12 protein-coding genes and 1 pseudogene are annotated in these 12,505 nt (G+C 61.9%); 12 read left to right on the forward strand and 1 reads right to left on the reverse strand.

The features are described 5' to 3' along the window. The first annotated feature begins 72 nt into the window (after positions 1–72). The 10 genes from nagZ (at position 73) to ABID19_RS13530 (ending at position 9,557) form a co-directional block, all read left to right on the forward strand. The gene (gene nagZ, locus ABID19_RS13485; protein ID WP_354491132.1) at positions 73–1,092 is read left to right on the forward strand and encodes a beta-N-acetylhexosaminidase; all 1,020 of its coding nucleotides are present in this window, start codon (positions 73–75) and stop codon (positions 1,090–1,092) included. Between the two features lie 61 nt (positions 1,093–1,153). After that, positions 1,154–1,954: a segregation and condensation protein A gene (locus ABID19_RS13490; protein WP_354491613.1), complete on the forward strand. Its 801-nt coding sequence runs from the start codon at positions 1,154–1,156 to the stop codon at positions 1,952–1,954. After that, complete coding sequence (gene scpB, locus ABID19_RS13495) at positions 1,951–2,730, forward strand: SMC-Scp complex subunit ScpB (RefSeq protein ID WP_354491134.1); 780 nt, start codon at positions 1,951–1,953, stop codon at positions 2,728–2,730. Before ABID19_RS13490 ends, scpB begins: the two co-directional genes overlap by 4 nt. Before the next feature lie 180 nt (positions 2,731–2,910). After that, complete coding sequence (locus ABID19_RS13500) at positions 2,911–3,132, forward strand: twin-arginine translocase TatA/TatE family subunit (RefSeq protein ID WP_352938419.1); 222 nt, start codon at positions 2,911–2,913, stop codon at positions 3,130–3,132. Positions 3,133–3,161: 29 nt separating this feature from the next. Continuing rightward, positions 3,162–3,851: a Sec-independent protein translocase protein TatB gene (gene tatB / locus ABID19_RS13505; RefSeq protein ID WP_354491137.1), complete on the forward strand. Its 690-nt coding sequence runs from the start codon at positions 3,162–3,164 to the stop codon at positions 3,849–3,851. 44 nt (positions 3,852–3,895) lie between these two features. Beyond that, entirely contained in the window at positions 3,896–4,705 is an 810-nt protein-coding gene (gene tatC / locus ABID19_RS13510) for a twin-arginine translocase subunit TatC (RefSeq protein WP_354491615.1), read from the forward strand. A 217-nt stretch (positions 4,706–4,922) separates the two neighbouring features. Beyond that, positions 4,923–6,227 (forward strand): serine--tRNA ligase, encoded by a 1,305-nt coding sequence (gene serS / locus ABID19_RS13515; RefSeq protein ID WP_354491139.1) that lies wholly within the window; start codon positions 4,923–4,925, stop codon positions 6,225–6,227. Next, on the forward strand, positions 6,227–6,985 hold the full coding sequence (gene surE / locus ABID19_RS13520; protein ID WP_128241825.1) for a 5'/3'-nucleotidase SurE: 759 nt from the start codon (positions 6,227–6,229) through the stop codon (positions 6,983–6,985). Before serS ends, surE begins: the two co-directional genes overlap by 1 nt. Further along, positions 6,982–7,647, forward strand: a complete 666-nt coding sequence (locus ABID19_RS13525; protein ID WP_354491141.1) for a protein-L-isoaspartate(D-aspartate) O-methyltransferase — start codon at positions 6,982–6,984, stop codon at positions 7,645–7,647. Before surE ends, ABID19_RS13525 begins: the two co-directional genes overlap by 4 nt. Before the next feature lie 419 nt (positions 7,648–8,066). Further along, on the forward strand, positions 8,067–9,557 hold the full coding sequence (locus ABID19_RS13530; protein ID WP_354491143.1) for a peptidoglycan DD-metalloendopeptidase family protein: 1,491 nt from the start codon (positions 8,067–8,069) through the stop codon (positions 9,555–9,557). Positions 9,558–9,781: 224 nt separating this feature from the next. Here the strand turns inward: ABID19_RS13530 and ABID19_RS13535 are convergent, their stop codons facing one another. Further along, positions 9,782–10,657: an ATP-binding protein gene (locus tag ABID19_RS13535; RefSeq protein WP_354491145.1), complete on the reverse strand. Its 876-nt coding sequence runs from the start codon at positions 10,655–10,657 to the stop codon at positions 9,782–9,784. 263 nt (positions 10,658–10,920) lie between these two features. Between ABID19_RS13535 and yajC the strand changes: the two genes are divergently transcribed. Together yajC and ABID19_RS13545 are read left to right on the forward strand one after the other, a co-directional pair. After that, positions 10,921–11,259 carry a preprotein translocase subunit YajC gene (gene yajC, locus ABID19_RS13540; RefSeq protein ID WP_354491147.1) on the forward strand — a complete coding sequence of 113 codons (339 nt, stop codon included), beginning with the start codon at positions 10,921–10,923 and terminating at the stop codon, positions 11,257–11,259. Positions 11,260–11,311: 52 nt separating this feature from the next. After that, positions 11,312–12,376: pseudogene (locus ABID19_RS13545) on the forward strand (SecDF P1 head subdomain-containing protein); the annotation flags it as partial. Positions 12,377–12,505 lie beyond the last annotated feature (129 nt).

Raw genomic sequence — 12,505 nt, forward strand, 5'->3', positions numbered from 1 at the left:
AAAAGATTTGGCGCAACCGCATGTGGTCCAAGTCGATTCCCTTTGTCGGCGTGACGTTCTAAACTCCTGTCCATGACCGAATCAAAAGCCATGATCCTCGGCTGCGCCGGGAAATCGCTCACACGCGACGAAATCAACTTCTATCGCAATGAATGCCCGTGGGGATTCATCCTGTTTGCGCGCAATATCAGCGAGACCGAGCAGATCCGCGATCTGATCGCCGCCATGCGCGACTGTATCGAGCGCCCGGACGCCCCGGTGTTCATCGACCAGGAAGGCGGCCGGGTGCAGCGCTTGCGGCCGCCGCTGGCGCCGAACTATCCGGCCGGCGGCGCGCTCGGCGCCTTGTGGCGCGACGACCACGACGCCGGCAGCCGCGCCGCCTGGCTGATGGCGCGGCTGCACGCCTTCGATCTCTCGCGCTATGGCATATCAGCGGATTGCCTTCCGGTGCTCGATGTTCCGATCGAGGGCGCCAGCGACGTTATCGGTGCGCGCGCCTACGGCAACGAGCCTCGTGCCGTCATCGAACTGGGTCGCGCGGCGGCTGAAGGGTTGATGTCGGGCGGCGTGCTGCCGGTCATGAAGCATATCCCCGGGCATGGACGGGCTTTTGCCGACACGCATTTCGAACTTCCGACCGTCGATGCATCGATGAGCGATCTGCAACGGCATGATTTCGCGCCGTTCAGGGAACTCAATCATTTACCGATGGCGATGACGGCGCATGTCGTCTACAGCGCGATCGACCCGAAGAACCCGGCCACGACGTCCGGCAAGGTCATCGACGAGATCATCCGCGGCGAAATCGGCTTCGACGGGCTGCTGATGAGCGACGACACCTCGATGAAGGCGCTTTCTGGGGATTTCCCAACAAAGGCGGCTGCGATCCTTGCGGCGGGCTGCGATCTGGTCCTTCACTGCAACGGCGTTTTCGAGGAAATGGCCGGTATTGCGTCGCGCACCACGGGGCTTGACGGCAAGTCGCTGGAGCGTGCCAAACGGGCACTGACCTACATAAAGGACCGCGACGCGGCTGAAGAAACCGAGATACGCGCCGAATTTGCAACTTATTTCGACGCTGTGGCCTAGCACCAAAGGGAAACGGGAAGTGGCGGAAACATTGGACAGTAAGGCCGGCAAGGCCGCACCGATGGACCGCTTGTGGGCCTCGAATGACGATTCGAGGCTGAGCAGCGATCCCGCGCTGGTCGTCGACGTCGCCGGTTTCGAAGGGCCGCTCGACCTTCTCCTGCATCTTGCCCGCAACCAGAAGGTCGATCTGTCGCGCATCTCGATCCTGGCGCTGGCCGAGCAATATCTGGCCTTCGTCGAGAAGGTGAGGGCGCTCAGGCTGGAACTCGCCGCCGACTATCTGGTGATGGCGGCATGGCTGGCCTTCCTCAAGTCGAAGCTTTTGATCCCCAAGCAGCCCGGCGACGACGGCGAAAGCGGCGAGGAACTGGCAGCGGTGTTGCAATTCCGGCTGAAGCGGCTGGAAGCAATGCGCGACGCGGCGGCACGGCTGGTCAACCGCAACCGGCTCGGACGCGACGTGTTCGCGCGCGGCATGCCGGAAATGGTCATCGTCGAGAAACGCAACGCCTACTCGGCCTCGCTCTACGATCTGTTGACCGCCTATGCGCAGCAGCGCCAGAAACAAGCAATCAACAATGTGACCATCGCCAGGCGCGGTGTGTGGTCGCTCAAGGACGCGCGCGACATCCTGAACAGGCTGATCGGCACGCTTGCAGACTGGACGGCACTGGACAGTTTCCTGGTCGAATATCTGACCGGCCCGGACGAGCGGCGTACCGCGATCGCCAGTTCGTTTGCGGCCACGCTGGAACTGGTGCGCGAAGGCAAAATGGAAATGCGGCAGGACGAGGTGTTCGCGCCGCTCTATCTGCGCGGCCGTGCGCAAGGCATCAGGGCAGTCGAGGTGGCATCATGAGTGAACGCGCCAACGCTTCGGTCATTCCGTTCAAGGTCGACGACGAGACCGAAGAGGGCGTGCTCGCCGAACCCCCGGCAGAAAGTCAGGCCCAGAACTTGCCCCAGAATCCCGGCGAGCGGCTGCATATGGCGGAGGCCGTGCGGATGGCCGAGGCGATCGTTTTCGCCAGCGCCGAGCCGGTCAGCGAAAAGCAGCTTGCCGCACGCCTGCCCGACGGCATCAACATCGCCGCGGCGATGGCCGATTTGCAGCAGATCTATGCGCGGCGCGGCGTCAATCTGGTGCGCGTCGGCGATGCATGGGCGTTCCGCACCGCCGGCGACCTGGCTTTTCTGATGAGCCGCGACACGGTGCAGCAGAGGAAGCTCTCCCGCGCGGCGCTCGAAGTGCTGGCGATCATCGCCTACCACCAGCCGGTGACGCGCGCCGAGATCGAGGACATCAGAGGCGTCGAGACCTCGAAGGGCACGCTGGACACGCTGATGGAGACCGAATGGGTGAAGATGCGCGGCCGGCGCCGCACGCCCGGTCGTCCCGTGACTTACGGCACCACCGACATCTTCCTCGACCATTTTGCGCTGGAGGAGATCCGCGATCTTCCCGGCATGGAGGAATTGAAGGGCGCCGGGCTGCTTTCGGGCCGCATGCCATCGAATTTTTCCATCCCGATGCCGCCGGCCGATCCGGATGCGCTGACCGACGACGAGGATCCGCTGACCGACATAGACCTCGAGGAACTCGGCCTGTTGACGCCGCGCGTCGAGGAAGATTGAGCATCCCAGGCGTGCCGAAAAGCCGTTGGTTTTTCGGGGCTGCGCCGATTGGTAGCGGCCAATGGCACCGAAAGTGCGTGACTTCGGCCATTCATTTATAAACTCTGTTGCGGTTGTGTTTGAATCCCGGCGCGAAAGCGCATAGATCATCGTCAGAGAAAACATTCGAGAGAGATTGTTATGGGTTCATTTTCGATTTGGCACTGGATGATCGTGCTGGTGATAGTGCTGCTGGTGTTCGGCCGCGGCAAGATACCCGAGCTGATGGGTGACATGGCCAAGGGCATCAAGAGCTTCAAGAAGGGCATGGCCGACGACGATGTTGCCGAGGACAAGCGCACCGTCGAACACCGTGCCGACGAAACCGTTTCGGCCGTGAAGGAAAAGGCCAGCAAGGGCTGAGCCAAAACTTTTAGTCGGAACGTATCGCCATGTTCGACATCGGCTGGACCGAGATGCTGGTGATCGCGATCGTTATGATCGTGGTCGTCGGGCCCAAGGATTTGCCCAAGATGCTGCGCACTTTCGGCCGCACGACGGCAAAGATGCGCGGCATGGCAGCCGATTTCCAGAAACAGTTCAACGACGCGCTGAAGGAGGCCGAGCTTGACGATGTCAAGAAGTCGGTCGATTCACTCAGGAGCCTCAACCCGGCCGCCGAGATCAGAAAACAGCTCAATCCGTTCGAGCAAGCGGCAGCCGACGTGCGCTCAGGGGTAGACGCGGCTATGAAGCCGAAGCCGGCCGTGGACGCGGCCACGCCAGCGGCTTCGACGCCGCAGGACACCGAGCTGAAGAATGGCGCGACGGTGTTGCCTGATATCAATGCCCCGGAAGCGGCGCCGCCAACCTTTCCGGCGATGACCGATGAGTCGGTGGTGATACAGACGCCTGTCGGGACGGCGCCGCCGGCGACATCGCAAAAGACCCCGGCAGCGGAGAAGAAGGTTGCGCCAGCGAAAGCGACGCCGGCCTCGAAGGCCGCAGCGAAGCCAGCGGCAGCAGCAGTAAAACCTGCCGTGAAAAAGGCCGCAGCTAAAAAGGTCGAGCCGAAGCCTGCACCGGCAGTGGTGAACAAGCCGACTGCAGCCGCCAAAAAGACGGCGGGAGCCGCCAAGTGAGCGTTTCGGAAAAGGACGAGATCGAACAATCGGCGGCTCCGCTGATGGAGCATCTGATCGAGTTGCGCCGGCGGCTGATGTGGTCGATCGGTGGGTTCTTCGTCGCCTTCCTGTTCTGCTTCTTCTTCGCCAAGCAACTGTTCAACCTGTTGGTCATTCCGTTCAAATGGGCGACCCAATGGGCAGGGCTCGACCCGCACAAGGTCGAGCTGATCTACACGGCGCCGCAGGAATTCTTCTTCACCCAGGTCAAGCTGGCGATGTTCGGCGGCATGGTGATCGCCTTTCCGCTGATCGCCACCCAGATCTACAAATTCATCGCGCCCGGCCTCTACAAGAACGAACGCAACGCTTTCCTGCCGTTCCTGATTGCTTCGCCGATCCTCTTCCTGATGGGCGCGTCGCTGGTCTATTTCTTCTTTACGCCGATGGTGATGTGGTTCTTCCTCGCCATGCAGCAGGCCGGCACCGACGATCAGGTGCAGATTTCGCTGCTGCCGAAAGTATCGGAATATCTCAGCCTGATCATGACGCTGATCTTCTCCTTCGGCCTGGTGTTCCAGTTGCCGGTGGTGACCAGCCTGATGGCACGGGTCGGCATGCTGTCGTCGCAGGCGTTGGTCGAAAAGCGCAAATGGGCGATCGTCATCGCCTTCGTCGTCGCGGCCATTCTGACACCGCCCGACCCGATAAGCCAGATCGGCCTCGCCATCCCCACGATCATTCTCTACGAGGTCTCGATCTGGTCGGCCCGGCTGATCGAGCGCAGCAAGGAACGGGAACGCCTGGCGCGCGAGAAGCGGGAGGCCGCAGAAGAGGTGGCCGAAAAGCCCGCTGACGTGTCGTCGGCGTAGGTCTCATCTTTTCAAACTCTGCGGGACAGCACTCCCCTCTGTCTGCCGGACAGAGGGGCGCGAAGGAACTCGGCCTTGACATCTTGCATCGATCAAGGATGCGGTTTACGCCCTCTGGCCTGAAACGCGATGCGTTTTAGGTCTCTGTTTTGGGCATGTCGCTGTCCCAAAACCGCTGTGCACTTTTGGGCGACATGCCCGCCGAGGACGATCAGACATGCTCGACATCAAATGGATTCGCGACAACCCGAAGGCCCTAGTCGAGGCGCTCAAGAAGCGCTCGTGGTCAGCTGAGGACGCGCAGTCCACGGTCGATGATCTGATCGCCCGGGACGAGGCGCGGCGCGAACATCTGACCGAGCTGCAGACCAGGCAGGAGCGCCGCAATGCCGCCTCGAAAGAGATCGGCAACGCCATGCGTTCGGGCGACGCCGCTCTTGCCGAAAAGCTCAAATCCGAAGTCGGCGAGATCAAGGCTTTCATCCAGAACGGCGAGGCGCGCGAACGCGAACTCGACAAGGCGCTGAACGACGCACTGGCGGTGCTGCCCAATGTGCCGCTCGACGATGTGCCGGTCGGCAAGGACGAGCACGACAATGTCGTCAAGCGCATCGTCGGCAAGGTGCCGACGCGGCCGAACTGGGTGAAGGAGCATTTCGAGATCGGCGAAGCGCTCGGCATGATGGATTTCGAGCGGGCTGCGAAGCTTTCGGGCTCGCGCTTCACCGTGTTGAAGAGCGGATTGGCGCGGATGGAACGCGCGCTCGGCCAGTTCATGCTGGATTTGCATACGACGGAGCATGGCTACGAAGAGATTCAGCCGCCGCTGATGGTGCGCGACGAGGTGCTTTTCGGCACCAATCAGTTGCCGAAATTCGAGGAGGATCTGTTCTTCGCCCCGCATGGAGACGGCAGGCTTGGCCTCATCCCGACCGCCGAAGTGCCGCTGACCAATCTTGCGCGGGAAGAAATCACCCCGCATGAAAAACTGCCGCTGCGCTACACCGCGCTGACGCCATGCTTCCGTTCGGAAGCGGGCTCGGCCGGGCGCGATACGCGCGGCATGCTGCGTCAGCACCAGTTCTACAAGGTCGAGCTGGTGTCGATCACCGACCAAGAGTCCTCGCTCGCCGAGCACGAGCGGATGACCGAATGCGCCGAGGAAGTGCTGAAGCGGCTCGGCCTGCCGTTCCGCACCATGACGCTGTGCACCGGCGATATGGGCTTTGGCGCGCGCAAGACCTACGACATCGAGGTCTGGCTGCCGGGCCAGAACGCCTATCGCGAGATTTCGTCCTGCTCGGTGTGCGGGGATTTCCAGGCGCGGCGCATGGACGCCCGCTACAAGGACAAGGACGGCAAAGGCAACCGCTTCGTCCACACGCTGAACGGCTCGGGCACCGCCGTCGGCCGCGCTCTCATTGCTGTCATCGAAAACTACCAGAATGAGGATGGCAGCGTAACCATTCCTGAAGCGCTTCGGCCTTACATGGGCGGTCTGGAAAAGATCGAATCAAAATAATGCGCATCCTCCTGACCAATGATGACGGCATCCATGCCGAGGGCCTTGCATCGCTCGAACGCGTCGCCCGCACGCTGTCGGACGATGTCTGGGTGGTGGCGCCGGAGCAGGACCAGTCCGGCTACGCGCATTCGCTGTCGATCTCGGAGCCGCTGCGTCTGCGCAAGATCGGCGAAAAGCACTTTGCCGTCCGCGGCACGCCGACCGATTGCGTCATCATGGGCGTGAAAAAGATCCTGCCCGCAGCACCCGACCTGATCCTGTCCGGCGTCAATTCCGGCGCCAACATCGCCGACGACGTCACCTATTCGGGCACCGTCGCCGGCGCCATGGAAGGCGCGCTGCTCGGCGTGCGCTCGATCGCGCTTAGCCAGGCGTACTCCTATGTCGGCGAGGATCGCGTCGTTCCCTACGAAACCACCGAGGCGCTCGCGCCGGCGCTGCTCCAGAAGCTTGTCGCCATGCCGCTGCCCGACGGCGTGCTGCTCAACGTCAATTTTCCCAATTGCGCGCCAGAAGAGGTCGCCGGCACGGTTGTCACCTCGCAAGGCAAGCTCGTCCACAGCCTATGGGTCGACGAGCGCCGCGACGGCCGCGGACTTCCCTATTATTGGCTGCGCTTCGGCCGCGAGCCGGTCGAGGGCAAGCAAGGTACCGACCTCTACGCCCTGCGCAACCGGCTGGTGTCGGTGACGCCGCTGCAGCTCGATCTCACAGCCCATGAAATCCGCGATCAACTGACCAAGGCGCTCGCATGAACCTGAACCACAGCCCGACGCTCGACGACCGCGAAGGCTTCGCCGCCTTCCTGCTCCGCTTGCGTGGCAGGGGCACGGTGCCGAAGGCGCTGATCGCTGCCTTCGAGGCGACGCCGCGGCGCGGCTTTCTCGCCGCGCAGTTCCATCCGCTCGCCTGGTCGGACCGGATGCTGCCGATCGAATGCGGCGAGGCGATCGAGGGCGCCGACCTGCAAGCCGCGGTGATCGCGGCACTTGCCATCGAGCCGGGCAACCGCGTGCTGGAGATCGGCACCGGGTCGGGCTACACGGCGGCGGTGATCTCGCGGCTTGCCGCGCGGGTCGTCACCATCGACCGCTACAAGACGCTGGCCGAGCAGGCCAAACAGCGCTTTGAGGCGCTCGGCATCGGCAATGCCATCGTGCGCCAGGCTGACGGCTCCAACGGACTGGCCAATGAAGCGCCGTTCGATCGCATCGTCGCATGGGCGGCGTTCGACAGTCTGCCGCGCTTCCTGCTCGACCAATTGTCGAGCGGCGGCATCGTCATCGCTCCGATCGGACCCGAGGAGGGCGAGCAGGTGCTGGCCAAACTGACCAAGGTCGGCAGCCGCTTCGACCGCGAGGACATCGGCCTGGTCCGCCTGCAGCCGATCCTGCGCAGCGTAGCGGCGGTCATCTGATTATCCCGAAGCATCGCGCGCTTGGGGGATCGATCAGCCGAAGCCTCTCGGTCGTCATCCTAGGGCGCAGCAAGGAGCGAAGCGACGCAGCGCAGACCTAGGATCCATGCCGCGCCATCAAGGCGTTGCAACGGTGCGGAATGCTGCTCCCCTGCATTCTTCGGCTAAGGTAACGGAATGGATCCTAGGGTCTCCGCGACGGAGCTTCGCTCCTGCTCCGCCCTAGGATGACGAAGCTGAGGCCTTCGGCCAATTCTTCGACTCCGGCGCGGCCTAACCTGAATCTCGACATACCCCAAGCACCCCAGCCTTAAATATTTTAAGAAAATTTGCGTCTGATTCTAGAGGTTTAACCGACCAGTAACATTAACGCGCTTTAATCACGGTCAGTCTGTACCGGGTATCTGCGGGTAAATGTGATGCAATTCAGTATTTTGAAGGCAAACGGACGCAACCTGGCACGCGGTTTCGCTGTCCTTATGGTTGCGGGCACCGCGGCGGGATGCAGTTCCCAGGTCTCGCGGTTCAACAGTGTCGATGACGTCTTCACCTCCTCGACCAACAACCAGCGCACCATCATCGACAAGCAGAACGCCGCCCAGCCTTATCCCGGCGATGCCCCGGTTTCGGCCGCGCCGATCGACGGCAGCCATACCCAGTCGGTCAGCCGCTCAAGCCTCGAACCGGTGACGACGCAGCAATTGCCGCCGGTCAGCCAGTCGCAGCCAGCTCCCGCGTTGGTGCCGGCCCGCACCGCTTCGGCGCCACCGGTCGACCGGACTGCAACTGGGACAGTGGCAAGGCCGTTCAAGAACGCGCAGCCTGACGCTCCGCGCATGGCGACGGCGGGCAGCCAACCGCGCGCCACCGAGATCATCGTCAAGGACGGCGAGACCATTTCCGGCCTGTCGCGGCGCCACGGCGTGCCCGCCGACGCGCTTATGAAGGTCAATGGGCTGAGCGAGACCAACGGGCTGAAGGCCGGCCAGAAGCTCGTCATCCCGGCCTACGCCTATTCGGGCAAGAAACCGGCGCCGAAGCTTGCCGACGCCAAGCCTGCGAACGATACCAAGCGCGATTTGCCGGCCAAGGCGCCAGAGATGGTGGCTGTGCTGCCGCAGCAGCCGAAGCTCAAGGAGGGCAAGCCCGCCGCGCAGCTGGACGCCTCGACCGCAGCAAACCAGCCGAAGGACGGAAAAGCCGCGCCCAAGGCGACTGGCGCTGGTGGCACCTATACCGTCGAGCAGGGTGATACGCTGTCGGCGATCGCTAGGAAGACCGGCGTCGGCGTGGCTGCATTGAAGCAGGCGAACGGCATGCAGGACGGCCTGCTCAAGATCGGCCAAACCCTGAAGGTGCCGGCCGGCGGAACCGCGGCGGTTGCCAGCGCCAAGCCGGCCAAGGTCGATCCGGTAACGACGGCTACCACGCCGCCAGCGGCGAAGACCACGCCGACGGAAACCCTTGCTTCCTACACGCCGCCGAAGAAGGATGCGAAGGTCATCCAGCAGGCCGAGGATGATGACGCGGTGGCGCCAAATGCCACTGGAATCGGCAAGATGCGCTGGCCGGTGCGCGGCCGGGTGATCTCCGGCTTTGGCGGCGGCAAGGACGGTGTCGACATCGCCGTGCCGGAAGGAACGCCGGTCAAGGCGGCCGAGAACGGCGTCGTCATCTATGCCGGAGATGGCCTCAAAGAATTCGGCAATACGGTGCTGGTGCGCCACGAGAACGGGTTGGTCACGGTCTATGGCCACGCCCGTTCGATCGAGGTCCAGCGCGGCCAGAAGGTCAAGCGCGGCCAGGAAATCGCGCAGTCCGGCATGAGCGGCACCACCGACTCGCCGAAACTGCATTTCGAAGTCCGCAAGAATTCGGCGCCGGTCGATCCCTCGACCTATCTTGAGTAAAAGAAAGCCGATCTTCGACCTATCTTGAATAAAGAAGTCGATCCTTCGACCTATCTTGAATAGAAGAAGAAAAGCGATTGCGAGCCGCCTGACCTCCAGTCCGGCCCGCCGGCTCAGCCCGCTCCGCAAGGGGCGGGCTTTTTCAGTTGCTTTTCTAGACCGTGATCTATCCGAAAACCTGGCTCCACTTTTCCCTGACGCGGACCTTCGGTTCCGATCAGGGTCTAATCCTTGAGCGATTTGCCGAGCCGGCCTGCCAGATCCTGGGTGAACTGCCAGGCGACGCGGCCCGAACGGCTGCCGCGCGTCGTCGCCCATTCCAGCGCCTCGGCGCGCAGCGTCTCGGGATCGATGGCAAGGCCATGATGGCCGACATAGCCGTCGACCATGTCGAGATACTCGTCCTGCGAGCATTTGTGGAAGCCGAGCCAGAGGCCGAAACGGTCGGACAGCGAGACTTTTTCCTCGACAGCCTCCGACGGGTTGATGGCGGTCGAGCGCTCATTGTCGATCATGTCGCGCGGCAAAAGGTGGCGCCGGTTCGAGGTGGCATAGAAGATGACATTGGCCGGGCGGCCTTCGACGCCGCCTTCGAGCGCCGCCTTCAGCGACTTGTAGGAGGTGTCGTCATGGTCGAAGGAGAGGTCGTCGCAAAACAGGATGAAACGGTAAGGTGCTGCTTTCAGCAAGTTCATCAGCTTCGGCAGCGTGTCGATGTCCTCGCGGTGGATCTCGATAAGCTTGAGCGGCAGGTCCAGCTTAGCCGACGCATTGATCGCCGCATGCACTGCCTTGACCAGCGAGGACTTGCCCATGCCGCGCGCGCCCCACAACAGCACGTTGTTGGCTGCGTAACCGGAAGCAAAGCGTTCGGTGTTGTCGACCAATATGTCGCGGACGCGGTCGACGCCGCGGATCAGCCCGATGTCGACGCGGTTGACCTTGCGCACCGGCTCCAGATGGCCGGGATCGGCCTGCCAGACGAAGCAATCGGCCTCGCCGAGGTCGGTTTCCGGCACCGGCGGCGGGGCGAGGCGAGCGACCGCCTCGATCAGGCGGTCAAGCTTCTTGTTCAGGGCTTCGATGGTGCTGTCGCTCATTTTATCTTGCACTCAGGAGGATATGACACGAACCTACTTGGTTCCGGCGTTTCGGAACCAGTTCCAACCTTTTGTTAGAGCATGATCTTTTCCGAAAACCGGGCTTCGTTTTCGGGAACATGCTCTAACACGGCTCAACCAGCCGGAAAAGCAGCCGAAATGCCCGACCGCAGTTGCATTGGCAACTTTACCGACTATATTCCGGCGAAATTTCACGGGGCCGCCAAATTGGCGGCTGTTTTTCAAAATTCAGGAGTACTTCGATGTTCGTGACACCGGCATACGCTCAAGGCGTCGGCGCCTCCCCGGATATGTTCATTAGCATTTTGCCGTTTGTCCTGATTTTCGTGATCATGTATTTTCTGATCATCCGGCCGCAGCGCGCGCAGTTGAAGAAGCGCGGCGAGATGCTGGCGGCAGTTCGCCGCGGCGATACGGTCGTCACTGGCGGCGGCTTCGTCGGCAAGGTGACCAAGGTGATCGACGACAATGAGCTCGAGATCGATCTCGGCGGTGGCACCAAGGTAACGGCGCTGCGCTCGACGATCGCCGATGTGCGCGTCAAGGGCGAGCCGGTGGCGAACCAGAACGCCAAGAAATAACCGAGATTTCTGGCGGAGCGATCCGCGGATACGCCCTGACGGACGACGCCATTTGCTATATCTTTCGCGCTTCAAGATGACTCCGATCTGGGTGGCCGTGGCCATCACAGGGGTTCTTGGTGCGCCCGGTCTTTTCGCCGCCAGTCCGCTCGCCAAGCAGCCCGACGGGGTACCGAAACTCCAAATCGCGGGCGACCTCGATCAACAGGGCGGTTCGCACATCCTGCTCAGCTTGGATCTGGACGACTTGATCAAGGGCAGGCTGGAGACGACACGCGATGAAATCCGCTCACTGCTGCGTTCCGCCCGCATAGGCTATACGGGCCTTGCCAGGTCAGGACGCACGGTTCAAGTTCGCATCTCGGATTCCACGCAGGTCGAAGCGGCCAAGACGGCGTTGAAAACATTGACCGATCCAGTCGCCGCCAGCGGCTCCATCCAGGAGACGACACTGGATGAGTCGGAGCCGGGGGGGTTGCTCAAATTCACCGCAACAGACGCGGGTATCACATATGGCACTTCAACTGCGCTTGCGCAGTCGATAGAGGTCATCAAACGTCGTATCTACGAACTCGGCATCACCGAACCGATCGTGCAGCAGCAAGGCGACGACCGGATTCTGATTCAAATGCCGGGCTTGAAAGATCCGAAAAGGCTGAGCGAAATCCTCGGCCGGACGGCCAAACTGACCATCCAATTGGTCGATCAGTCGATGCCGGTGCGAGATGCGCTCAGTGGCCAGCCACCGATTGGGTCCTCGGTGCTTTATTCGCAGGATGATCCGCCGGTTCCGTATCTGATCGAGAACCGCGTCATCGTTTCAGGCGAGAATCTCATAGATGCGCAGGCGAAATACAACTCCCAGAGCAACGAGTCGGTGGTTTCGTTCCCCTTGGATTCCAAGGGAGCGGCACGCCTTGGTCAGGCGACCTCACAGAATATCGGCAAGCTGATTGCCATCCTCGACGATCAGGTGATTTCGGTTCCGGTGATCCGCGAGCCGGTCCTCGGCGGCAGTGGCCAGATATCAGGCAACTTCACGGCTCAGAACGCCGAAGATATTGCCTTGATGTTGCGCGCGGGTCCGTTGCCGGCAAGATTGACAATAGTTGAAGAAAGCCCGATGGCAGCACCAAAGTGAACTGCCTTGTGCCCGACATCAACTGTGTGCGCACCAAAGGCGAGCCGATGGCGAACCAGAACGCCCAGAAATAACCCAATTCCAGGCGGAACGATCCGCCAGAAC

Origin of the sequence: Mesorhizobium robiniae (genome assembly GCF_040545535.1) — a bacterium.
Classification (GTDB): domain Bacteria; phylum Pseudomonadota; class Alphaproteobacteria; order Rhizobiales; family Rhizobiaceae; genus Mesorhizobium; species Mesorhizobium robiniae.